Below are 23,334 nucleotides of genomic sequence, written 5' to 3'. Positions count from 1 at the left end.
TATAAAAGCACAGCCCCCCCGGATAGGGGGGCTGAATCGAACTTATTTCACGTTGTTCTAATCGTCTTCCCTATCTTTCTTGCCTTTACCTTTCCCCCTACCTTTACCTTTGTCATCATCTTTGCGTAAGCCGCCTTTGTCATCGGCTTTGCCCAAGCCTTTGCCTAAGCCTGGTGTCGTAGGTTGTTGCTTATCTTTTCCGCTTATCACCGGTGGGTCTAAGGGGACTCGATTCGTTCTTCGATACCTGTCCCAACTTTCCATTCGTCTGGTGACAAGAGAGTCAATCTTAATGCGTTTAGTTTTCGAAATATGGACTGCTGGGACGATATCGTTCCAATTGCGCGATTTACGGATGCGATTCAATTCCGATTCAGAGATCCCGTATCTACGGATGAGAATGCGTCTCCAAATATCGTCTTCCAAATCCCGATCGGGCACATCTTTCAAGCCTTTTCGCATCTTGTTGAACGTTCCGGGATGAATCCCCAACCTATGTGCAATCACACCCCAGCCATGTCCCTTGGCATGCAAGGCGGCTGGATTTTGAGGTGTCCTAGGTTGAATAACGGCTGCTGGGGCGAGTCGAAAAATGTCTAATCCAGTGGACTTTCGCGCTTCGATGAGCGCAGGAATTGGCGCTTGAACTTCGTCTGCTAAGAGACGGGCGGCGAGAGCCTCTTCCCAACTCAGTCCATGACGTTGCATGATTTGCTCGACGCTCTGCGCAAGCCCCGAGACACAAAGGAACATTACGGCGCTTATGGATAAAAGTCTCATAACCAGACCTCCATGGAGTTACTTTCCATACATCTTATAGATACGACCCTTTAGCCGAATAGTTACTCGTAAAAATACCTATGGTAGCAAGAAGCCTCAACTGTAGGAGGGAGTTACTCGTAAAAATATCTATGTTTTTTCCAGGCGACTGGAGGTCATTTTTGGGCACAACGCTTGATTGCGATAAGCCTCAACTGCAGGAGCAGTGAGGCATACGAAACATACAAAAAGGCATGCAAAAGACTACTTGACAAGGGCAGAGATTATTCTTTGCGCGTAGGGCTTGCTCAAGGACTGATTCGAATAGGGGCAGCGGGGGCTGAAAATACAAGAAGGACACCCCTCTCGACAGCGGCAGTTTGCGAGCTGCTCTTGCACGTGCGCGATCCAATCCTCTGCCTCTTCGTATAGAGCCTCGCATATTCCAGCCCCCCCTGGCACGGAATCGAACACGAAAATCGCCGGCGATGCGGTGGGAAGCCAAAACGGATAATAGGCGCTACCTAAATCACGCGGCTCACAACGAGCGACGACGGGAGCAAGGGCAACCAAAAGATGCTCGAGAGCATGCACACCGCAAATCCAATTCTCATCCCCTTCGTCGCAACAATGAATATCGAAGCACAACCCGAGCGTTTGGAAAGAATAAGGAGGTAAATCTAATCCTTCACGAGCCAGCACTTCGTTCGTTTTCATAGATTTTTTCAAATAACCATCCACCGTATTCGTCACCGTAAGGCCTAAAAAAGTCAATCCCCCCCCTGAAAATTCCTTTCGCCGTATTTCCACATCTGGATATACCGAAGTCGTGACGAGAGATTGCGTATAATAGTCGGCTACCACATTTTCCACTTCGACTTTTCCGGCTCGCAAATCCAATTCTTTTACGAGATAGTTCTCCCCCCTGTGCATATAAATTGCCCCTTCGTGAGCGCTGTGATAGGCTCTCCACTCTTCCAAACTTCCGAGAACTTCTCCTTCCGAAAAAATCGTAAACTCCCGTCCCGAAGAACGCAAGTTGATTTTCGATGCAGGCGATTCTGATTGCGGGAAAAACCACATGCCGGAACGACGTTCCAACGTCCCTTCTTTTTCCAAACTTTCGAGAGTATCGAGAGCTTGGGGGGGGAACACTTCCAATTCCGACACGGAAATCGGCCTTTCGTGAGCGGCACAGATCAGATGCGGTGCTAAAACATAGGGATTCCCCGGGTGAACCCTCACGGATTCCGCTTTTCCTTCCAGTGCTATCTCCGGATGGCGCATGAGAAACTGCTCCAAAGGGTCATCTCGCGCGATAAAAATTGCCAAACCGTCTCTCGCCCCTCGCCCTGCGCGTCCTGCTTGTTGCCGCAAACTAGAAACCGAACCCGGATACCCGTTAATCACAGCGGCATCCAAAGAACCGATATCCACGCCTAATTCCATTGCATTCGTCGTGCTCAGTGCGAACAAGTCTCCATGAAACAGTCTCCGCTCGATTTCCCTTCGTTCTTGCGGAGTATAGCCCCCCCTATAACTTTCCACGACTTTCGATAAAGCAGGAGCCTCTTCTTCGAGTTCTTTTCTTGCATAGGAAAGCACCAACTCGGCAGCGATGCGCGATTGAGAGAACACCAATGCGCGAATTCCCATTCGAACGAGCGCGCTCATCAATCGAGCGGTTTCCGTGATGGAACTTCTGCGATATCCTTCTCCTATCAGAGGGGGGTTCCAAAAAACGAACATGCGAATTCCTCTCGGAGAACCATCGCGGTCTACGAGTTCCGCATCCCTCCCCGTGAGCGAACGGAAAAGTTCTAACGGATTTCGTATGCTCGCACTGCAAGCGATGATTTGCGGACGATTTCCATGCCACGCACATAAACGCAGCAGGCGCGAAATCACCAGCGCGACATGTGAGCCGAAAACACCCGAATATGCATGAAGTTCATCAATAACGATGAATCTCAGATTTTTGAGAAATTTAATCCACGATGTGTGATTCGGAAGGATGCCTACATGCAACATGTCGGGGTTGCTCAAAATAATATGTGCTTTTTTGCGAATCGAGGCTCGTTCGGAGAGCGGGGTATCGCCATCGTATGTTTGCATTTCGATTCCGGGTGGCGTCAATTCTCGCAGTTTGCCTAATTGATCTTGCGCAAGCGCTTTAGTGGGAAACAAATATAAAGCCTTCGCCGCTGGCTCGGAAAGCAACGCATGCAAGACGGGCAGATTGTAACAAAGCGTTTTTCCGCTACCGGTACCAGTCGTTACAACGATGTCCTTCTTCGCAGTAGCGAGGTCGAAAGCGGTCGCTTGGTGTGAATACAGTCGTTCGATTCCGATTTCTCTCAAGCGTTTTTCGAGAACGGGATGCATAGGTCGTTCCGGTTCTGCATATTCGGCTTCCCGTGGAAGTGTGCAAGGCGCGTTTTCGATTTGCCCCTCGTAAAAAGGCAACTCTCGAAGGGCATTCAAGATTTCTTCCGGCGCAAAAAGACGAGTTTCCCGATGAATCAAAGCGGGAAGATTTTACTCCAGAATTCGGAGCGAGTTTTTTACGGGACGAGCCTGGATTCTAATGGGTGGGAAAGCGCGCAAGTCCGCCCCCCCTGCCGCCTTTGAAAAAGAAATTCATTGAATTTCGAGTCGGTTTTTAGGTAAATGACTAACATGACCTTGCTAACGTCTATACTCGTGACGATTCTTATGACTAATAGCCAATCCCAGACCAAATTTAAGTACCCTGCGGCAGAGCGTATGGATTTCGTAGAGGAAATTCACGGAGTCAAAGTCTCGGACCCGTATCGCTGGCTGGAAGACCTCGACTCCGAAAAAACGAAAAAGTGGATTCGGGCACAAAACGAGTTGACGAATTCCTTCCTCAGCGCAATTCCCGAGCGTTCGAAAATTCGCGCCCGACTGAAAGCCTTATGGAACTACGAGCGTTATGGAATCCCTTTCAAACGAGGCGAAAAATATTTCTTCACGAAAAACTCAGGATTGCAAAAACAGAGTGTGTTTTACGTTATGGACTCGCTGAGGGATAAGCCTCGCGTTTTACTCGACCCGAATAAACTTTCGAAAGACGGAACGATCGCTGTCGTGTCGTATTCCGTTTCCGAGGATGGAAAATACCTCGCTTACGGAATCTCCGATGGAGGCTCGGATTGGATCGAGTGGCGTGTGCGCGAAGTAAGCACAGGCAAAGACAGACCCGACCGTGTGAAATGGTCGAAATTTTCTACTGCAGAATGGGCGAAAGACTCGAGAGGATTTTATTACGGACGTTACGATGAGCCAAAACCGGGAGAAGAACTTGAATCCGTAAATTACTATCACAAGATTTTTTATCATCGTCTCGGAACGAAACAGAGTGACGATGTCCTCGTTTACGAAAGACCGGATGAAAAGGAGTGGTTTTTCGAACCGTATGTAACCGAGGATGGAAAATATCTCGTTCTCATGATTTGGAAAGGCACAGAACGAGAAAATCGTTTGTTTTACAAAGATTTGACCGAGCCTAACTCGAAAGTAGTCGAATTACTGAATAAAGCAGACGCCGCGTATCATTTCGTAGGAAACGAAGGATCGATTTTTTGGATTCGAACCGATAAAGACGCTCCCTTTTGGAGACTCGTCGCAATAGACGTTCGCAATCCATCGCAAGAAAACTGGAAAACGGTAATACCGGAAACACGCGACACACTCGATTCGGTTTCATTGGTAGGAGACCGCTTCATTGCGAGATATTTGAAAGATGCTCAAAGCATGGTCAAAGTTTTTCGACTCGATGGTAAATTCGAATCGGAAATCAAACTCCCTGGCGTCGGCTCAGCATATGGATTCGAAGGAAGAAGAAAAGACAAAGAGACTTTTTACGGTTACACTTCTTTCTTGAAGCCGTTGACGATTTTTCATTACGATATCGTAAAACGAAGAAGCCGAACTTTTCGAGCGCCGAAGATTTCGTTCGACTCAGGAAAGTATATTACGAAGCAAGTTTTTTACACGAGCAAGGACGGCACTCGGGTACCTCTTTTCATCACGCACAAAAAGAACCTCAGGCTTACAGGAAATCATCCGACGCTTCTCTATGGATACGGAGGATTCGGAATTTCGCTGACACCATGGTTCTCACAGGAAGTCGCCGGTTGGCTGGAATTAGGCGGAGTGTACGCCGTCGCATGTCTGCGGGGGGGCGGTGAGTATGGCGTTCCTTGGCATGAAGCCGGTAAATTACAAAACAAACAGAATGTTTTCGATGATTTCATCTCCGCCGCAGAGTGGCTCATTAAAAACAAATACACGAATTCTCGAAGACTGGCGATACACGGAAGCAGTAATGGTGGGCTGCTCGTCGGCGCTGTTCTCACGCAAAGGCCTGAATTATTCGGTGCCGCACTGCCCGACGTCGGTGTTTTGGACATGCTACGTTTCCATAAATTCACCATCGGCTGGGCATGGACGACAGAATACGGTTCTCCCGACGACCCGGATGCTTTTCGTTGGCTTTACGCTTATTCACCCTATCATCGAATCAAACAAGGGACGAAATATCCTCCGACTTTGATTACGACATCGGACCATGACGACCGTGTCGTACCCATTCACAGTTTCAAATTCGCGGCGGCATTGCAAGCGGCGCAAGGGGGGGATGCTCCGATTTTGATTCGCATCGAAACGCGCGCTGGACACGGCATGGGCAAACCGACGGACAAGCAAATAGATTTAGCCGCCGACATGTTATCGTTTTTACTGAGAGTTTTCGAGATGAAGCTCCCGAAAGATTATGGAAGATAAAGTAAAATGCAACGAGACGAATCAATTTGCACCGTTCTCCTTCGAGCGTAGCGAAGAGGGGGAACCGATTCCTTATCGATACATCTATACTCTTCTTTTTTTCTAAATCTCTGTTATTTTCATGCCTCAACTGCTCTGCAGTTGAGGCTTTCTAAGATTGGATACACGAAAATAAAAACATGCATTTACGCTATTCGTGAGTTACGTCTTCTTACACGACTTAGTCAAAAAGAAAACCTAAAAAATCAGTTCAAACCGGTTCCCCTTCGAGCGTAGTGAAGAGGGGGAACCTTACGGAAGGGGTCAGTAAAATTTGCATTGAGATAGAAAAACCCCCTCCTTAAAGGTTCCCCCTGCTTACGCAAGGGGAACCGATTCCATTGATACATCTATACTCTTTATTGATACATCTATCCTCTTCTTTTCTTCTCTAAATCTCTGTTATTTTCAAGCCTCAACTGCTCTGCAGTTGAGGCTTTCTAAGATTGGATACACGAAAATAAAGGCTTAAGTTTGCTGTTTCCTACTCCTACGTTCGCTGATTCTTACTGCCGCAATTGCGCCGAAGTACAGGAGAGCTAAAGGAGTCGCCATCATCGCCAAACTGAAGAAATCTCCACTCGGTGTTATCAACGCCGATGCGATGATGATAAACCCAACTGCAATTCGCCAATTTCGCCAAAGACTTTCAGCGGTTAACAAACCGATTTTCGCCAAAACCCAAATCGCAATAGGAAGTTGGAAACCTAATCCGAAAGCGAGCATCATTTTGACTACGAAAATGACGAACTTTCCAGGGTCTTGATATAGCGCTGCGCCTAAAAACTGCTCGATATAACTGATAAACCAACTCAATGCAGGTTTTAAAATTCCAAAACAAAAACCCACTCCCGAAAAAAATAAAACAATGCTAAACGGTACGACCGCGCGAACAGCATGACGCTCGTTTTTCTTCAAAGCAGGACGCACATAAATCCACAACTGCCAAATGACGAAAGGCGCGGATAAAAGCAATCCTAAAACGAAAGAGAGTTTAAGTTTTAGGAAAAACGCATCGGGGGCGTGTGTGAAAACTTCTTTTACTTCGATGTTTTTTCCGGCTGCTGCCTCTTGCAGAAGTTGCCGTATCGAAGCATAAGCGTAGGGTTCGAAAATCCATCCAACGAGCCAGCCCAACGCGATGAAAATCAAAGAACGCGTCAAGCATTGACGCAGTTCTTCTAAATGCTCGACCAGCGTCGCTTTCGCTGATTCGGGTTCTTCCTCTTCGTCGAATTCGCGTGGTGGAGAATACTTAGGGTTTGTCGGTACTGCCACCCTATTATGTTATTCGCAAAACCCTCAGCGATGATTACCCTTCGAGGATTACTTTGAAGAGGAATTTCTCGCGAATGTAAACGTAGGTAGTTCGCGCGCCGGCTCTGCCTTGCCCAGTCGCTGCCCCGGGTGGGGTCGTGCCGACTGTTCCGAGTCCACCGCGTTGACCTCCGCCTTTGAGGTCCGTTTGAGGAGGAGTCGCCCATGTACCTGCGCCTGTCGTGCGTCCACCGCCAGCCGATGTCGCTCCTGCTGCTGTTGGTCCTCCTGCACTCGTGCCTGCACCAGCCTGTGCTCCGCCAGCGGCAGCACCACCGGTGCTTCCAACGGGAACTTTGAAATCGGCTTCGATAAGGCTGTCCATCCTTACGAGTTTGCCATCATCGAGACTAACCCATACATCTTCAACGAATCGAAGTTTTTCGTTGAACTTGAATTCCCTACCTTGGAGTTCGAGGACATCGGTTTCTTTGGCTCGTTCTGCAAGTTCCAGACTGTATTTCAGCCTTGCACATGGCTTACCGCGTTCCCATTCCACGCCTACGAACTCACCTCTTGCAGGAATTTTTACGACCGATTTCCCGGTTTTCAGAATTTCTTCTAAATCATTGTTGAAAAGAATTGCCGTTTGCCATCGGTCTCCTGGTTTTACTTTATCCGTCGGTAGTTGAGGAAGCGGAAGCAAGAGATAGATTTCGTGAGGATTGAAGGTTCCGGTCTGTCCTTCTACTGGGAAGTATGTCGGCGCATCGGCGTAAACTTCTGCACCATTCGGTTTGATCAGCCTATATAGCGGAGCAAAAGTCTCGGATGTGTATTTTGCCGGAGGCTTGCCCCCGACAGAGATAACGGCATAGTCTTTGCCGGGATTAGGAAGAACCTGAATTCGTACGAGTCCAGAGCCATCGGGTTTCACATCGTCTACAGCAACGAGGAAACGGCTCGATTCAATACCCACCGGAAATTCTGCTGCCTTACCACCCATTCGGTTTTTCGCCTCAGTGAGGGTCGAGACGAGTTGGAGAACGTCGAGGCGATAAATCGAAGTCATACCCTTTTTGAATTTGTAATTGACTTGGATTCCGTCTTTCGGGATTTTGATGTCAGGTGTGTTGTCTACGTTGACTGTCACCTCGGTTCGGTCCGCCACGATCGGCTTTCCATCTTGCTGAGCGTAAAGAACGAGAGCGATGGTGTGTTTACCGTCTGCGATTCTGTGAGCCTTACTGTCTAAGGCATAAACCAATGCATCGAGTTTCTTATCGTAAACGGGACGAGTCGCCTCGATGAACTTTCCATCCAGACTGACACCGATGTATGTTCCACGAGGGACGCTTCCCTTTGGCAAAACAATCTTGATAACTTCACGTACTGTCTGCCCCTCGGCCGGCTTGACTATAGTAAATGGAGCCTGAGCGTATGCCCAAACGAACAGGACACTGAATAAAGACAAACTTGCTATTTTTTTCATGGACCGAACCATCCTTCTTTTATTGATTTTACCTGAAGGTTATTCACCTTTTTGGACGTTTTCACCGAGTCATAGGTCACTGAAATCCCTAATCGAGATGCCAATTCTGCTTCAAACCAAGGGGAATTTTCACACTCACGGCTAAACCATCGTGAACGGGGTCGATATAACTCAGCAACTCGGGATGACCCATGATCTCCTTATTGTATTTTCGGATAGCCTCCGTAGAGGGCTCATTGTCTTGCGAAGCAACTCTTCCGCTCCAAATCACATTATGGGCGAAGAGAAGCCCACCAACACGGAGTTTCGCCACCGCCTCTTGAAGTGCGAGAGGATACTGCTTTTTATCGCAATCTATTAGGATACAGTCGAACGGACCTCGCTCTTTTTGAAGCAAGAGCAAGCCGTCCCCAATCAAAAATCGGCAACGGTCAGATAAACCCGCTTTGCCTAAAAACTCGCGGGCTAAATTACTGTTTTTCTCATCGAATTCGGTATGCATTACGACTCCATCACTCCCCACCGCCATCGCGAACCAAAGTGTGGAGTAGCCGAAACCTGAACCGACTTCGAATACCCTTTTCGCTCCGATTGCATGGGCGAGGATTGCCATACGTTTTCCACATTGATGCCCGATAATCGGAAAATCTTTTTCCTTTGCAAGACGCTCCATCTCTTCGAGAACGGGATGCGAATGCGCTTCGAGTTTTTCGAGATATTCGTTCAAGGAGTCGGGGGGTTGACTACCCATTCCGCGGTGACCTCCGTTTGATGTCGAAGCGTTGCACTCGCGCCGCAGTATTTTTCATCGCTTAACTGTACAGCGCGTTGAACCGCTTCTTCTGCGATTTCGGGACCTTCTAAGATATGACGGATTTTTACTTTCGTAAAGGGGCGCGGGTATGTGTTTTCCGGAGGACGCTCGCCGGTGATTTCTAAGCGATAGGATGTTATTTTTTGTTTTTTCTTTTGCAAAATGGAAATCACATCCATTGCTGTGCATGCTGCAACGGCGCAAAGAAGCGTTTCCATCGGTTGAGAACCTTTGCCTTGCCCGCCGAAATCAGGATGAGCATCGAAGTGAATTTCGTAGCCAGAAGGTGGATAGGCGTAAAATACCATTCCCCCTTTCCATTCCAATTGCGCTTTCATGAACGAAATTATACAACCAATGCTTCTACCTCGTTTTCGTTCCACTTAAGCACACAATCCCGTCTTTTAGGAGCGCTGTAAGACGCGATGCCATATAAAATCAATTGCATTTTGTGGAGCGCTAAGGCGCGATGCAAACAAGCATGTGAACTTTAGAGTTTTCTACTGTCGCAATTTCGATAATTCAGAAATCGAGAGTTCGTTCGGGATTTCGAGAGGATTACGGTAACGAATCTTATACGGCGCTCGCAAATAAGATTGGGAAGTATTCGAATCAGCGAGAATTTCCGTCAGAAACAAACCGATTCCTTTAGGGGTCGAAAATTGCACCAAACAATGTTTCGCTGGGAAAACACATAAAGAGCCGGAAACCTCTCGAGGCGTGGCGATTTTCCAAAGATGCTTTTCTTTGTCCGCTTCTAAAAGATACGTGTAATAAACTCTTCCGCCTTGTCGAAGCCAAAGTTGTGTTCCCATTTCCGGTGCTTTCGCATAAGTGCGGTAACGGTCAACGAGAGAAAAAACGATCACCGTCAAAGCCGATGACGCTATAATCAAAAGCAAAGTCAAAACTAAGGTAAGAACAATTTGCTCCATCCTGCCTTTCTCCAAAAAATAAAGTTTTATAAGCTCGGTTTGTTGAGTTCTTGCCTGTATTGTTGCTGGGCTGCTGCAAATTCCCGCATCGCTTCTACTTGAAGGAGCGAAGCATCCCCTTGCGCATGCTCATTCTTTTCGGAAAGAAACTTCTGCAAACTCGATAACGATTGAATAAGCAATATAGATGCCAAACTGCGTTGAGAGTGGGATTTCTCGTGCTCTATCGGGACGGGATTGAGACGCTCCAAATACTCGGAAAAAAGCGTACACCGCTTCTTGAGGTCTTGGCACTTCTGTAATAATTCCGGGGTTTCCGGAAACGCACCTGCTTCTTTGATTAAATTGCTGACCCCCGTAGAAAGACTGATAAAAACGGAATCCAAAGAGGGCACATTTCGACGATAGCGACGGAGACGATGAACGGGCTCTTCGGAGAACCCGATTTTTTTTGCACTTTCGATGTCCTGCAAGCCTTTTTCGAATTCTCCCATGAGGATGTAGGCTTGGGCTCTTTTATAAAACGTCTCACCTTCCTCCTTTCGCGTAAGCGCTTGGTTGTAGGCTTCGACCGCCTCTGTATATTGCAAAGAGCCGAGAAGCAAATCGCCTTTCAAAACATAAGCATCGGCATTGAGGGGATCTTTGGCTAAGGCTTCTTCCACCAGTTTCATGGCACTATCGAATTGCCCCCCCTGAAGATAGGATTCAGCGGCGGAAAGGAGTAAGTCGGGATTGTCGTTCAGAAGTCTCGCGCCTCGAATCGCTTCCTCTGCGGCGAGGAACGGTTTATCCTCCCTGCGCAGAGCTTCGATCAATAAAAGTCTTGCCTCGATGTGAAACGGATCGGCATCTACCGATTCGCGCAAAAGAGAAATCGCCTCGGTCGTTCTGCCCGCATTCAATGCAATTTTTCCGTTTTCGAAAGGACGCTTGTCCGGCTCGATGGGCAGACTCGGTTTATAGGTAGCTTCGCCAGGGGGGGGATTTTCCACGTCTGGCGGAGGAAGCAAATTTTTGAAAGGACCGACTTCGAGCTTGGTGGTCCAACTATTCGCCAACGAAAGCGCAGAGGATTCCCTATCGAGTTGCCCCTCCTTGATGATCGACGTCGTGCTCGTGTCTTGAAACACAAGTTTCGAGTTTTGATAAAGCTCTATTTTCCCGTTTACGAGCCCCCCCACTGCAGTGGCTTTTACGATGGCGAGGTAATCCGCTTTGATGACTCTGGCGAGACGAAAGGCATGCTCTCGTGTCGGGGGGTCTTGCCAGCGAAACAAACCGTCTTGAATAGCAGCAGCGACGTAGGGGTCGGCTTGATTGACTAAAGCCGCAATCACTTTTCCTGTGTTTTTCAAAGCGTCGGATAAGGGAATCGCGATTTCGAGATTCGGGTCGGTGTCTGTAAACTCGATTTGTCTTTCTTGAAAGATGAGGATTAAAGGTTTGATAAGCGTGGTGTTAGCATTGCGTTCCCAAACAGAGTTTGGGAACGAGAAATTGTTCGCTGCCGGGCGTTCCAAAACAGAGTTTGGGAAAGAGTATCCCGAGCAGAATATAAACAACGAAAGGAAACACAATGATGAACGAATCATTTTCTAATAAAGACTCGAAAAGAAATCACCCTAAAAGTTGCAGTTCTTTTTCGCAAGCCTTCTCTTCTTCCGTTTGCCCGGCTTGTTTATAGAGCCGTTTCGCGTTTTCGAAATGTTGCCGAGCGTTTTCTTTATCACCGAGTGCTTTATAACAACGAGCGATGAGTTGGTGCGTGAGCGCGGGTTTCTGCGAACCATTGAGCGACGCCAAAAAGTCTTTGATAGCCCCTCGATAGTCCCCCGCTTTCATTTTGTTTTGCGCGATGCGATAAATATTTTCACTGACTGCAGCGGGATCCGTCGCCGATTCGTTCTCGTCGTAAACTTGGATTTTTACGATTCCACGATGGGGGGGCTTCGGAGGTTCGAGAATGTTTTCGTCCTCTTTCGGTGTTTCCGTAACTATATTTTGATTCGTGTTTTGATTTCCCGAAGAAATCACCGAAGGTGAAACCGAGGGAGTTTGATTCATTAAATTGGGATTCGAAGACCCCGAAGACGGGTCTGGCAGCGGTTGTAATTCCGCATCACGAGTGATGGATAAAGGACCGGGGTTCCATATCCTCGACGGAAACGGATTCGGCTGGCGAGATGCGGATGGATCGTTCTGCTGCGCACCGTAAGAGGGGGGATTCTGTGTTTGTTGATTTTGAGGTTGAGGCGTTTTTTGTTGAACGGGTATTTCGAAACCGAGCGGCAGGTTAGAGGCATAGCGCTCTTTTTCGGTATTAGGCACGCTCGAGGATTTCGAGGTTGCCAAAGCAAGCACGACGCCCAAAACGATTACAGTGAGACACGCACCTGCCCCTGCTAAAAGTGCCAGTGACCTTTGGCTTTTTTGCTCGATGCTCTCCAGCGGAGCTTTCGCTTCGAGCTGTTTGTGAATTTGAATCAAACGAATTCTATCGAGAGTGGAATCCGGTTTGAGGGAAAGAATTTGCTCGTAAAGGCTCAAGGCAGTTTCGAGGTCTTCTCTTTGCTCGTGTACTAAGGCTTTCAGTGCCAAAGCCGAAGTGTTTTTGGGGTCGGCTTTGAGAACCGTTTCTGCGATATAGAGGGCTTCGCTCGGCTTATCGTTTTGAATAGCGCTATACCCCTCTGCGAGCAGAGATTCGGTTTCTTCGGGGGTCAAAACGACCGGCGCCTCTAATTTCTCTCCGCACATATTGCAGAATTTAGCGTCTTGAGCATTCTTAGCCTGGCAATTCGAACATTCCATCACGTCACAACTCCACGACTTTAGACGGGTTTAGCCCCTCATGAAGTCTATGTTTCTGCGAGTTTACCCGTTAGAAGTTGTACTTTATTCCGTCTCGAAGCACCCCAGAGAAATTCGATTGAATGAAAATTTCTAAAGTAACGGCAAGCCATCCTCGACCCTAACGGATATTCGAGGAGCCGAGTCTGACCAGAAAGCCTCCAGGGCTTCCCTCCGAAGACGCTCGTAAGCGATTTGCATCAAAGTTTTCAGGTGCATCACGTCTTCTTTGTTATATTGCACCAACAAATCCAACGCGCTACTTTCTCCTCTACGGTGTCGTTTCCAAAGAAGGACAGCGTGGCGACCTGTAAGCCCTTCCGTATCATTACTGCGTCTGATTCCGAATCGTCGCTCGATTTTCTTCAAGCCCCCCCTCTGCCCTAAACGCCGCATAAGGGGATGAAGATCTATATGAACTTTTTTCTTCAAGACACCGCCAAATTGACGATTCACAACCGGCAAATCGAAGCATGTCCCGAAAAATGTAACGACACCTTTGAAAGGCTCGATGTATTCGGGAAATTCCCTCAAGTTGATTCCTTCGATAAAAGAGCGATACTCTTGACCGTCGTAAACGCCAATCATCGTGATGACATCGCCGTAAAATCCTCCATCTGTTTCGATATCGAGATAGGCGATATCCGATTCGAACTCGGGGAAAAATCTCCAATACTCTCGATGGGAAAGTTTGCGAGCGAAATAATGAATATCTCGCATGGATAATCGCTTATGGCTATTTTTTATAATGCGCTCTGCCGTTCGCAAACAGATATTTTCGAGTTTCCATCGAGAAGGCGAGGCGAGAAACTCTGCCCAAGTTCGTGCGCCTTGCGACCAGAGGAGTCTCTCCTCTTCGTAGGAGATGCCTGGAATGTGAACGAATGTTGAAGTCAGCAACTCGAAAAAATTTTACCGAAAAGCGTCGGCAACTGCCCAGCCGCAAAGGGCTCCCAAATAAATCACGTTTCCACCCCACAACAAAGTTTGCATCGGCTGCAACGTCGGCGAAAAGGCTGCTGTGAATGCATAAATTAATGTCAGTATCGCGACTCCGGAAACCAAACGACTAACGCTAAAGGTGTATGAACGCTGAACGAAGCCCAACAAAAGATACAAACCAGCAGAAAACCAAAAATTGACCAAAGCCACAATGCCCAAGGTTGCCGCTTGGCTCCATCTCCCCGTGCTCGCTCTCGCGATGCTTTCCCATCGGTCAACGACATGACTCGTCGCAAGGGTCGCTCCTAAGGAAACACCATTCAAAAACATCATGATAATTAGACCGAGTGACCACGAAGCAATGGGGGGGATTGCTTGCAATAAAGGCGCTTCTCGGGATATTCCTACATACAAATTCGCTAAAAACGTAACGAGAGCGACCACGAACAAAGGAGATACCAACCTCGAACTTTGTGTCTGCTGGCGCGCATTCTCCATCGTACTTACTTGGCGAAGAAGCCCTTCGTATCGTATTTGAAACGTAATATTCCGAGGTGCGAACTGAATGGCATAGGCGTAGTGTTTTAGCGCACTTTCCAAATTTCCCCGAAAACGTTCTATATCTCCTAAAATCGCATGGGACATCGCAGAACGGGGGTCGCGCTCTAAAATCCAACGCGCAGTGGATTCCGCACGCTCGTATTTTCCTTGCGAGAATAAAGCCGCCGCTTCCGCAACACGGGCGGACAAATCGCTCGGAGGTTTTTGTGCATGACCGGGGTCTCTTCTTTCATATTGATATCGAGGTTTCGGAGTCTCTTGTTGCGTTCTTTTTGTTTCTTGCCTCGTATGCGAAATGCGCCGATGACGAAGAGTTTCATCGTAATGCCTTCTTCGAACAGGATTCGAAAGCGTTTTATACGCCTCTTGAACTTGCACGAATCGCTCCATACGAAAGTCTTTTCCTGCGCGATCCGGATGAAGTTTCATGATTAATAGGCGATAAGCGCGTCGAATTTCCTCCATCGTCGCGTTTTCGCTGATGCCGAGAATTTCGTAATAGGTTTTCGGTAGTTCCACTCGATCGCTCTATTTTATTATTCGTTTATTATTCGAAATCTTTTTATTATTCGAACTCTTTTATTCGAAATCCCCCGCTTGCGTAACCTTTGAAATGTAGCCGGTCCAAAATTGAATTAGGATGTAAGCAACCAGCGCAGCGACGAGAAGATACACAGCGAGCGTAATGACTTGGGTGGACTTCTGAAGCCTAACTGCCGCTTCGTCTTCGTATTGCTCCGCCATGCTGTCCATCATCGCTTCTATGTTTCCGCTTCGTTCACCTGTATAGGTCATTTGGAGAGCGATAGAAGTGAAAGCACCCGTTTTTTCGAAACTCGCTCCGATTCCTTTTCCTTCTTGCAGCCATCGCGCTGCAGGAAGGATTTTTCTGCGGATGACCTCGTTGCCACATGCATCTGCGGAAAGAACGACGGCATCGGCAATCGGAACCCCGCCTCCGTACAGAGCGCTAAAGGCTCGACTGAATTTTGCCATCGTGAGCATGTGAACCGTAGAACCGATGTAAGGCAACGCCAATAAGATGTTGTCGTAGAAATACTTAATCGGTGCATACTGAATCCCCCACCGGAAAAAGATATAAATCCCCCCCGCTATGAAGACCAAATACCAAAACCACCATTGCCCGGCGAGCGAAAAAATAGGAATCGCCAGACCACCTCTGGCAGAAGCAATAGAGGATACGATGATATTGACGAAGATCGGCATCAATATCGCGAATGCCACGACGATTTTTGGATAAAACGTGTAACGCTTAATTGCATTTCTAAGTTCGATTTCACGGCGCAGATAATCTCGAATTTGTGCGAAGCTATTTTCCAAAGCACCTGCTTTTTCGCCGACTTTCACCAAACTGATTTGAAGAGGACCGAACACTTCGAAATATTTCTCCATCCCCTGAGAGAGTTTTTTGCCTTCCAAAACGAAATCGCGCAAATCTTTGACGACATGCCGCATTTTTCCGCTCGTCTGACTCGCCGCTAACGTGTCCAACGCTTGAACTAAAGGAACCCCTGCCCGATACATTGACCAAAGTTGGGAATAAAACCTCTCGAGCACTTCGAGGGAAACTTTTCCGATAATCGGACCGACGACGTGCTTCGAGAGGGCTCCTCTTTTATCGCTTTCGATTTTTCCTTCCTGAAGGGTTTCGACTAACAAACCCATGTTCTGAAGTTGCATTCGAGCAGCGCTTTCGGACGGGGCTTCGAGGACTCCAGTCGTTCGTGAGCCACTTTTATCGAGCGCAACGTATGTAAAGGTCTTCGTCGGCATAAATCCCCACTTATTAATACATTAGACGGTTGTTCGAAGGATTCCCTCAGGTAGCCTTCTCGACGGAAGAAAAAATTCTCACATCCTGCGATTGGACAGCGACTTGCTCGAGCGCCTTCGCCACAGTCATACAGTCGGTAATTTGTAAATGCGGAGCGAGTTCAGCCAACGGCTCTAAAACGAAACGCCGTTCGCTTGCGAGGGGATGAGGTAGGGTCAGTTCTTCATCATGATATGTAATGATGTTTCCCGAAGAATCCGTCATCGCAACCATGTCTATGTCGATTTCTCGCTCGTGAAACCGCGCTCTGGTTTTGCGCCCGAGTTGGCTTTCGATCCTCTTTGCGGCGTGCAAAAGTTCTTTAGGTGCTAACGAAGTTTCGAGTTCTAAAACGATATTGAGAAAACTCGGCTGTTCTTCCACATAAAGCGGTGCGGTTTCGTAAATTCGCGAAATTCTACGAATCGAACCAGCATTTTCTTCGAGGAGAATCATTGCGCGAAGCAGGGCTTCTACTCTGTGCCCGAGATTACTTCCCAATCCGAGATAAGCGAGCATACTACCGGACGAACTCCAAAGGTTCATCTACATCCTCGCCTTGGGGGGGCTTGTAACCGGGAGGTTCGATGAGCCCGTAAATTGCATAGGGGTGACCACCACGATACGCCCATCCCTGGTCTCCATAACTATAATGCCAGTACTCGCTCGGATAATTCGTGATTCCTGCAGATTCCATTACTTCTTTTAGTATCCGACGGTTCTTTCTCGCTTCCTTTGAAAGATTTTTTGCATCAAAAGGATATGCACGAGGTTCACCGGTCTTATAAGGTGAAATCATGTCGAGTTCATTTCCGTTTTCATCGCACAAACGAACATCTACTGCACCGCCGGTCGTATGGGGGGGCGGAACTTTTTTGTCGATCGGAGCGGTGAAGCGATTCGTAAACCTTTTGAGTTGTGCAGGGCTCCAATCGGGATGCCTTTCCTTCCAACGCAGATAAGCAGAGAGATGCATTCTTCTTTGGATATGCAACGGCCTCCATCCTTCGACGACTGCCAGGCGATAGCCTTTCGGCAAATTCCGAGCCGCCTTGCATAAACGCTCGGCAACGCTCAGCCTCAATAAATGCTCACGCGTGTAATTCCAAACGGGCTTCGCCCATAAAATTTCAGGACACATTTCTAAAAAATCTACCAAAGGTTCGCCGCATTCGATGATTTTGATTTTTCGCAATTCCGAAACAGGTTCGTTCGGAGAAACCTTCCTATGAAGATACGCATGCGGCGACATGAGGATTTGAAAAATACCCGATTCCGAATAGGACCCTTCATCGGAATTCTTCATCGCCTTCCTTGCTGATGAAATGTTTTTTTACAAACCTGTTCCCCTTGTGAGCAAGGGAAACCTTTAGGGAGGGGGTATTTCTTTTTTCTGAGTTTATTTCGAGGACAAATATATCAAAAGCCTCGACTGCAGGAGCAGTTGAGGGCATCAAGAAATTTGAGGCATCAAAAAATTTAAATTCGTCTCGAACAAGTGATAGATGTCTTTTACAAACCGGTTCTCCTTGCGCAAGCAGGGGAACCCTACGGAGGGGGTTTTTTCTTTTTTCTGAGTTTATTTCGAGGACAAACGCATCAAAAGCCTCAACTGCAGGAGCAGTTGAGGCATCAAAAAATAAAGCATCTTGTTTGAAAAATTGAAAATTTATTTGACCCCCTCCTTAAAGGTTCCCCCTCTTCGCTACGCTCGAAGGGGAACCGGGTTACTTATAGATTTTCATACATGGAATTGAAAAGAAATGAACTCGTTTGTGGCATATAAACGTATCAAAAGCCTCAACTGCAGGAGCAGTTGAGGCATCAAAAACAAAAACGAAAAAAGCACAGATTCCTCTCTTCAACGCCTAAAATATCTTGTTGCAAGAAATTGGTTGTGGCATATAATTGCACATGCGAGGGGATTTCGATACAGCGCTGTTTTACTGGATAAACAGAGGTTGGGAACCGCTCGATGGCTTTTTTATATTTTTGAGCACGGGAATTCGAGACTGGCCATTGAGGGTTTTGTTGGGCGTAGTCTTTTTCGCCATGCTGATTATCGGAAGTCGTTCTCGTGCTGCAGCGATACAAAGTGCGATTGCCTTTCCTATCGCCAACGAATTGAGCGATATCGTAAAAAACTTCCTTAACTCCCCTCGACCGTGTACGGAACTACTCGATTGCCGGTTGTTGGTGGATTATCTTTCGAGTCCGGGGGCTATGAGCGCGCATGCCGCGGCAATGGCTGCGGTTGCAACGGTGATGTGTTATCGCTTGGGAAGGTGGGGATGGATTTGGATTGTCATCGCATTTCTCGTAGGCGTGTCACGAGTTTATGTAGGTGCACATTATCCTTCGCAAGTTCTCGTCGGATGGATGGGGGGGTTCTTATCCGGATGGGTCGTGATAAAAGTTTGGGACGGGGTCGTGTATTTTATTGCGAGAAAAAATTCGAGATAAGAAATCTTGAATTTATCGCCTTACAGATCAATATTCTTATGCGTATCCCTATTATTCAAAAACTACTAATTTATGGATGCAATATATAGATTCAAATTCTGGTAATACCCTATGGCCATTCCCAAGGAAGTTTGAACAATTGTCCAAGGGTCTTACCTTCCACAAAGTTCAACATACCATCTGCAACTTCATATCTTGGCAACCCCGCTATTCTTGCCTTTGGTGGGTATGAGATATATGGATTCTCAAATGCAATTAGACTTGCGCTTTCTATAGTCCATGGTGTAAGTTTGCGCACACCAAGAACTGCTATTAGATTAGAATTCTTTGGGTGCCCACGTTTGTCAAGCCAAACTCCATCGCAGGCTCTTGTAAATTTTAGTTGATGACTTCCATAAGAATACGTAGTTATATTCAGCACCCCTGAACCGTAAAGTGCATCCATGAAGTCTTCTGATTGGGCACTCCGATTGCACGCATTTACCGCTATAATATAAGGTTTGCCATCAATAGAGTGATGCTTAACCTTAGAGTTTACAGCTTTCCTAATATCATCATCATCCTTGCAACGTACTACCTTGGGCATACTGAATACACCTAATGGTCTGTGATTACTCTTTCCAATACATTCTTCCTTTTTTGGTATTGGGATAAACTCAAGCCTCCACCCGCCTTGTTCAAATATATATCGTATAGGTGTTTTATTTAGACCATGCTTTTGACACTGTTCCATAACCTCGCTATAAGAGATTCCTTTCCTAAATTTCCCAATCTCATAAACGATTTGTTTTCCACTTATAGGGGCATGGCCATGTTCTAGCACGGTCACTTCCCATAAATATTCTGGTGACTCTAGATTCCGGTTGATTATGTCATAGACTTCGCGCAAGGTAGCTTGATGTTTGCTCTCTTTGTCTGACTGACCGCGTGCTAAGACAGCTTCCAAATAAAATTCAAAGTCGTTTGAAAGTCGTATGAGGAAATCAGGTCGTTTATCTGAGTTCTCAGAAACTTTCGGATGCACGAATATCTCCGCACCGACTGTTCGGAATAGCGCATGTAGCATTAGTTCGAAAAATGGACTCAGAAAATCGGGTTCTCGCGCGATCATTCGTTTATATAAATCTTTTTTGTGTTCGTCTGGGTAATCTACAAACCATGTTTCCAGAAGTGCCCGGATATTCGCTGCCTCGGGCCGACCCGATCTTTGCAAGTATTCGAAATCTCGTTCATTATATCTTTGAGGGCTAGTATTGTTTTGGTCTACAAAACTCGGATTGAAAAGCATATTCCTTAACAATTAAATATTACCCACTTTGAGACTTGTATTTCACATTCAAACTATTCTCAACGAACAGGCTGGGGTATTTCCAGTTCTATGTTCCCTAGTGAGCGAACCAGCTTTCCTTTTTCGTAAAACGTAACGGTTTTCGCTTTGCTGTTCTCGGAAACTGCAATCAAGATTCCCTTTAAAAGCGTCTGCTCGTCATCCGTCCCATAACCCGAAGAGAATAAGTTCTCGAATTCTAATTCTGCGTTCTCTCCACGATATCGAACTTCTAAAAGTTTCGCGCCTGGAGCGATTTTCGAAGATTCCAAAAAACGATTAACAGCGAGAACGACAGGGTCTACCCCATGCTGCGCTTGTACGATTTCGAAAGTCCATTCTACATTCCCCCCCCTCGCGAAAGGACGAGGTACGTAAACCTGCAGCGATTCTTCGATACGCTCCGAGGCCGGTTTCTTTCGCTCTTTCTTGATGACCTCCAACTTCGTCTTTTCCATCCGGGAGTATTCCCCTGCTGGACCGAAACGCACGTAAGCCGCAAAGCCCGCAAACGAAGCGAGCGCGATGAGCGCCAAAGCCACTAAAATGCCTTGCGTGTTTTTCTTATTTTTTTTCTTTCGTTTCACCGAGATACAACCTCAATCCATTTACGATTCCTTCTGCGACCTTTTCTCGAAATTCCTTCTGCTTCAAAAGTTCTCGGTCTGAATCATTGTTAATATACGCGACTTCGACGAGAACGCCCGGCACCTTCAAATGCCTAAGCACCGCAAAGCCGTTCGCATAGACCCTGGTATCGCTCTGGGCGCCTAAATTCGGCAGTCCGGTAGCAGCGACAATTTGCGATTGGATGCATTCCGCCAATAACCTCGAATCCTGATTATCCCCGTGATAATACGTCGTCGTTCCGGAGCGACTGTTCGCTACCGTGTTCGAATTGATATGAATGCTGATAAAAAAATGTGCCGAATTCAAATTAGCGATAGCAGAGCGCGTGTAGAGTTCGACGAAATAATCGTCATCGCGCGTGAGGATGATTGCACAGCCTTCCTGAGTCAAACGTTCTGTGAGCAATTTCGCAATCTCTAAATTGAATTCCTTTTCGTTCAACGTTTCTTCGCTCGATACATGACGTGCTCCTGGGTCGCTTCCTCCATGCCCTGGATCTATAACGACCAGTTTCTCGAAAAGAGAACCTTCGCTATTCTTCGGAGGAACGAAACGAAGTGCAATTTCACCCGGCTGTGAAGAAAGCGTGTAGGTCATCGGTCTCGTCAATTCGAAAGTCATCACTTGATAACCATTCGCGTTCGTGAAATCCGCCTGAGACAGGATTCCGCTTCGCAGGGAAACTTTCGGAAGTTCTTCCGACCATTCTCCGTTTTGGATTTCTATGCGATAAACGTTCGGTTTTTCTCGAACAATTCGAGGTTGCGCAGGCAATTTCCCTTCGTAAGGCAAACGAATGAGGAATTCTTTTTCGTCATCCGATTCGATGATGGGCAATTTTAAAAATACTTTTTCGAGTGTTTCATTCGGTTTTTCCGCATCAGACGGAGAATTAGTCGAGTTCGTCGAGTTTGTCGAATTTGTCGAATTTGTAGAATTTATCGAATTCGCTCGATTCGGTGACGAAATTATCACTTTAGCGTCTTTCCATTCTACTTTCGCAGCATTACCGTGAGAAGAAACGCGAATCGAAGAAGGCTGAGCATCTACTTCTGCAACGACTCGAAGCGTATCGGGATTGAATTGACCATAGCGAATATTTCCGATAACTTTCGGCGGTTTTTTTGGGTCTATCCGGGTGTTTTGAAAATCCATCACGACACGATTTGGATTTTTCAATGAAAATACGCGCGCTTTCGATGGCAATGTGCATTCGACCGAAACCGCGTTCTTTACTACTCGAATCCTTTCCAGTATCGAAAACACGCGAAGTTTTGTCTTTTCTCTATTCCATTCAGTCGAGCCCCCCATGGAATAAATTACAGTACGCACCGGTAGATAATTTTGCTTGTCGAGTTTTCTAATGCCCGTTTTTATGCTTTTCCCATTCGATGTAACCGTTGCCGATTCCCCTTCGATTTTCACTTTCCATCCCAGTCGTTTCGTTGCATTCAACGGTAACAAACACTCTTCCCCGAAACGAACTGCAGGAAAATTCGATTCACCGGAAGGAAAATCCAACGTGACAGAGGCAAGTCTGTCACCGTAAGCGGTGCAGACCATCCATGGCAGCAGCACGACTAACGTGCATCTCATTGTTAACTTCCTTGTCGGTAAAAAAAGCGAATCCGTTCAGATAGATGCGTTCGAACTTAGAGCTTTAGGCTCGCTGTCATCCGAATCATTAGCGCCATCGGAATCATTCGAACCTTTCTCTTTCCGAGACAAACCGAGCGTGAATAACGCGTGTTCGACGAATTTGCGTAGACCCATTATCCATTTGTCTACATCATCCAAGCGAATATTCATCTCTTCGATATCATCCACGCTGTAGGTGAGTTTAAAGACGTCTTTTTCCACTGGTTGAATCGCACCCATAGGCATCCCTGCAGTACAAACATACTCAGCCACACATTGGTCTTCCTCTGTAAAAGCCTTGTAGCATTCGTCTTCACAAGCATCCACAATCCGCAAGGGCAACACGATAGGGATTTGTGGGTTAACGTCCGAATTCAATGACAAAGCCATTTCAATCGTATGTCGGGCGATTTGCTTCGGAAAGTCAGGACGATATCCCACTGCATAACCGAAAGGGATTTGATGATTGATGTTCAATCCCATTTCGTCTGCAAACGAAGACAAGGCTTTGAGAACGACTTTCTCGACCTCTGAGCGAACCAGACGCCCAGCGCGATTCTTCGGAGCCGTCTCCGACCATCGAATCACGGATTCAACGGCTTGGTCTTCACCGCGATTATCGAACTGCAATTTGGCTGAGAAACCGGCTCGTTCGAACCGGAAAAGCCCTCGTGAACTCGTCCCTTCTACCTCCACGAAAGGAATGTCGGCGTTTCGATAAAGTTCTCGTATTCCAGCGCTAACGGTTTCCGTTTCGAAAACGAGTAAAGGTGTGGCATCGAGGTCGTCTTTACGAACCAACGCAGCAAAGGCTGGTTTGCTGAGTTCTACGGATAAATTAGAAACGTTAGGCTCTTCAGAAAACAGCCTTTTCCGAGCAGGTCTGAAAGACAAACGCATTTTTGGGAGGTGCGAAAAATTTTCTACTACCAGTAACTGGTCACCTTCCAACACCAAACGATTCGGCTGAAACCCCACAGT

The 23,334-nt window shown here is 47.0% G+C and carries 20 protein-coding genes; 2 read left to right on the top strand and 18 right to left on the bottom strand.

Annotation, left to right across the window (positions count from 1 at the left end):
• Positions 1-57: 57 nt before the first annotated feature.
• Both VNK96_10295 and VNK96_10290 read right to left on the bottom strand, forming a co-directional pair.
• Positions 58-780: a hypothetical protein gene (locus VNK96_10295; GenBank protein HWP32095.1), complete on the bottom strand. Its 723-nt coding sequence runs from the start codon at positions 778-780 to the stop codon at positions 58-60.
• A gap of 243 nt (positions 781-1,023) precedes the next feature.
• Entirely contained in the window at positions 1,024-3,285 is a 2,262-nt protein-coding gene (locus VNK96_10290) for a DEAD/DEAH box helicase (GenBank protein ID HWP32094.1), read from the bottom strand.
• Positions 3,286-3,438: 153 nt separating this feature from the next.
• Between VNK96_10290 and VNK96_10285 the strand changes: the two genes are divergently transcribed.
• Positions 3,439-5,568, top strand: a complete 2,130-nt coding sequence (locus VNK96_10285) for a prolyl oligopeptidase family serine peptidase (GenBank protein ID HWP32093.1) — start codon at positions 3,439-3,441, stop codon at positions 5,566-5,568.
• 507 nt (positions 5,569-6,075) lie between these two features.
• On the opposite strand, the gene tatC is transcribed toward VNK96_10285, so the two are convergent.
• The 12 genes from tatC to VNK96_10225 form a co-directional block, all read right to left on the bottom strand.
• Complete coding sequence (tatC, locus tag VNK96_10280; protein ID HWP32092.1) at positions 6,076-6,885, bottom strand: twin-arginine translocase subunit TatC; 810 nt, start codon at positions 6,883-6,885, stop codon at positions 6,076-6,078.
• A gap of 34 nt (positions 6,886-6,919) precedes the next feature.
• A complete protein-coding gene (locus VNK96_10275; GenBank protein ID HWP32091.1) occupies positions 6,920-8,356 on the bottom strand; it encodes a hypothetical protein in 1,437 nt (478 codons plus the stop codon).
• A gap of 88 nt (positions 8,357-8,444) precedes the next feature.
• On the bottom strand, positions 8,445-9,107 hold the full coding sequence (locus VNK96_10270) for an O-methyltransferase (protein HWP32090.1): 663 nt from the start codon (positions 9,105-9,107) through the stop codon (positions 8,445-8,447).
• A complete protein-coding gene (locus tag VNK96_10265; GenBank protein HWP32089.1) occupies positions 9,080-9,508 on the bottom strand; it encodes an OsmC family protein in 429 nt (142 codons plus the stop codon). The genes VNK96_10270 and VNK96_10265 overlap by 28 nt, the downstream gene beginning before the upstream one ends.
• 162 nt (positions 9,509-9,670) lie before the next feature.
• Positions 9,671-10,105, bottom strand: coding sequence for a hypothetical protein (locus tag VNK96_10260; GenBank protein ID HWP32088.1), 435 nt, complete (start codon positions 10,103-10,105; stop codon positions 9,671-9,673).
• 26 nt (positions 10,106-10,131) lie between these two features.
• Positions 10,132-11,628: a tetratricopeptide repeat protein gene (locus VNK96_10255; GenBank protein HWP32087.1), complete on the bottom strand. Its 1,497-nt coding sequence runs from the start codon at positions 11,626-11,628 to the stop codon at positions 10,132-10,134.
• A 97-nt stretch (positions 11,629-11,725) separates the two neighbouring features.
• Positions 11,726-12,919 carry a tetratricopeptide repeat protein gene (locus tag VNK96_10250; GenBank protein HWP32086.1) on the bottom strand — a complete coding sequence of 398 codons (1,194 nt, stop codon included), beginning with the start codon at positions 12,917-12,919 and terminating at the stop codon, positions 11,726-11,728.
• 132 nt (positions 12,920-13,051) lie between these two features.
• On the bottom strand, positions 13,052-13,858 hold the full coding sequence (locus VNK96_10245; protein ID HWP32085.1) for a ribonuclease H-like domain-containing protein: 807 nt from the start codon (positions 13,856-13,858) through the stop codon (positions 13,052-13,054).
• A gap of 12 nt (positions 13,859-13,870) precedes the next feature.
• Entirely contained in the window at positions 13,871-14,980 is a 1,110-nt protein-coding gene (locus VNK96_10240; GenBank protein HWP32084.1) for a J domain-containing protein, read from the bottom strand.
• 60 nt (positions 14,981-15,040) lie between these two features.
• Positions 15,041-16,255: a type II secretion system F family protein gene (locus VNK96_10235; GenBank protein ID HWP32083.1), complete on the bottom strand. Its 1,215-nt coding sequence runs from the start codon at positions 16,253-16,255 to the stop codon at positions 15,041-15,043.
• A 46-nt stretch (positions 16,256-16,301) separates the two neighbouring features.
• The gene (gene folK / locus VNK96_10230; protein HWP32082.1) at positions 16,302-16,841 is read right to left on the bottom strand and encodes a 2-amino-4-hydroxy-6-hydroxymethyldihydropteridine diphosphokinase; all 540 of its coding nucleotides are present in this window, start codon (positions 16,839-16,841) and stop codon (positions 16,302-16,304) included.
• A complete protein-coding gene (locus VNK96_10225; GenBank protein HWP32081.1) occupies positions 16,816-17,601 on the bottom strand; it encodes a M15 family metallopeptidase in 786 nt (261 codons plus the stop codon). Before VNK96_10225 ends, folK begins: the two co-directional genes overlap by 26 nt.
• 608 nt (positions 17,602-18,209) lie before the next feature.
• Between VNK96_10225 and VNK96_10220 the strand changes: the two genes are divergently transcribed.
• Positions 18,210-18,758 carry a phosphatase PAP2 family protein gene (locus VNK96_10220; protein ID HWP32080.1) on the top strand — a complete coding sequence of 183 codons (549 nt, stop codon included), beginning with the start codon at positions 18,210-18,212 and terminating at the stop codon, positions 18,756-18,758.
• A 109-nt stretch (positions 18,759-18,867) separates the two neighbouring features.
• On the opposite strand, the gene VNK96_10215 is transcribed toward VNK96_10220, so the two are convergent.
• The 4 genes from VNK96_10215 to VNK96_10200 form a co-directional block, all read right to left on the bottom strand.
• Positions 18,868-19,782, bottom strand: coding sequence for a hypothetical protein (locus tag VNK96_10215; GenBank protein HWP32079.1), 915 nt, complete (start codon positions 19,780-19,782; stop codon positions 18,868-18,870).
• 323 nt (positions 19,783-20,105) lie between these two features.
• Positions 20,106-20,672 (bottom strand): hypothetical protein, encoded by a 567-nt coding sequence (locus tag VNK96_10210; protein ID HWP32078.1) that lies wholly within the window; start codon positions 20,670-20,672, stop codon positions 20,106-20,108.
• Positions 20,650-22,311, bottom strand: a complete 1,662-nt coding sequence (locus tag VNK96_10205; GenBank protein HWP32077.1) for an N-acetylmuramoyl-L-alanine amidase — start codon at positions 22,309-22,311, stop codon at positions 20,650-20,652. Before VNK96_10205 ends, VNK96_10210 begins: the two co-directional genes overlap by 23 nt.
• Positions 22,312-22,347: 36 nt before the next feature.
• Complete coding sequence (locus VNK96_10200; protein HWP32076.1) at positions 22,348-23,331, bottom strand: hypothetical protein; 984 nt, start codon at positions 23,329-23,331, stop codon at positions 22,348-22,350.
• Between the last annotated feature and the right edge of the window lie 3 nt (positions 23,332-23,334).

The sequence above is a fragment of the Fimbriimonadales bacterium genome (genome assembly GCA_035559795.1).
Classification (GTDB): Bacteria; Armatimonadota; Fimbriimonadia; order Fimbriimonadales; family ATM1; genus DATMAR01.
This window is presented reverse-complemented; position numbering and strand designations above follow the sequence as displayed.

Coding starts and splice junctions, on each gene's coding strand:
- VNK96_10295 (HWP32095.1), bottom strand. CDS start 780: ATGAGACTTTTATCCATAAGCGCCGTAATGTTCCTTTGTGTCTCGGGG.
- VNK96_10285 (HWP32093.1), top strand. CDS start 3,439: ATGACCTTGCTAACGTCTATACTCGTGACGATTCTTATGACTAATAGC.
- VNK96_10275 (HWP32091.1), bottom strand. CDS start 8,356: ATGAAAAAAATAGCAAGTTTGTCTTTATTCAGTGTCCTGTTCGTTTGG.
- VNK96_10270 (HWP32090.1), bottom strand. CDS start 9,107: ATGGGTAGTCAACCCCCCGACTCCTTGAACGAATATCTCGAAAAACTC.
- VNK96_10265 (HWP32089.1), bottom strand. CDS start 9,508: ATGAAAGCGCAATTGGAATGGAAAGGGGGAATGGTATTTTACGCCTAT.
- VNK96_10260 (HWP32088.1), bottom strand. CDS start 10,105: ATGGAGCAAATTGTTCTTACCTTAGTTTTGACTTTGCTTTTGATTATA.
- VNK96_10250 (HWP32086.1), bottom strand. CDS start 12,919: ATGGAATGTTCGAATTGCCAGGCTAAGAATGCTCAAGACGCTAAATTC.
- VNK96_10235 (HWP32083.1), bottom strand. CDS start 16,255: ATGCCGACGAAGACCTTTACATACGTTGCGCTCGATAAAAGTGGCTCA.
- folK (HWP32082.1), bottom strand. CDS start 16,841: ATGAACCTTTGGAGTTCGTCCGGTAGTATGCTCGCTTATCTCGGATTG.
- VNK96_10225 (HWP32081.1), bottom strand. CDS start 17,601: ATGAAGAATTCCGATGAAGGGTCCTATTCGGAATCGGGTATTTTTCAA.
- VNK96_10220 (HWP32080.1), top strand. CDS start 18,210: ATGCGAGGGGATTTCGATACAGCGCTGTTTTACTGGATAAACAGAGGT.
- VNK96_10205 (HWP32077.1), bottom strand. CDS start 22,311: ATGAGATGCACGTTAGTCGTGCTGCTGCCATGGATGGTCTGCACCGCT.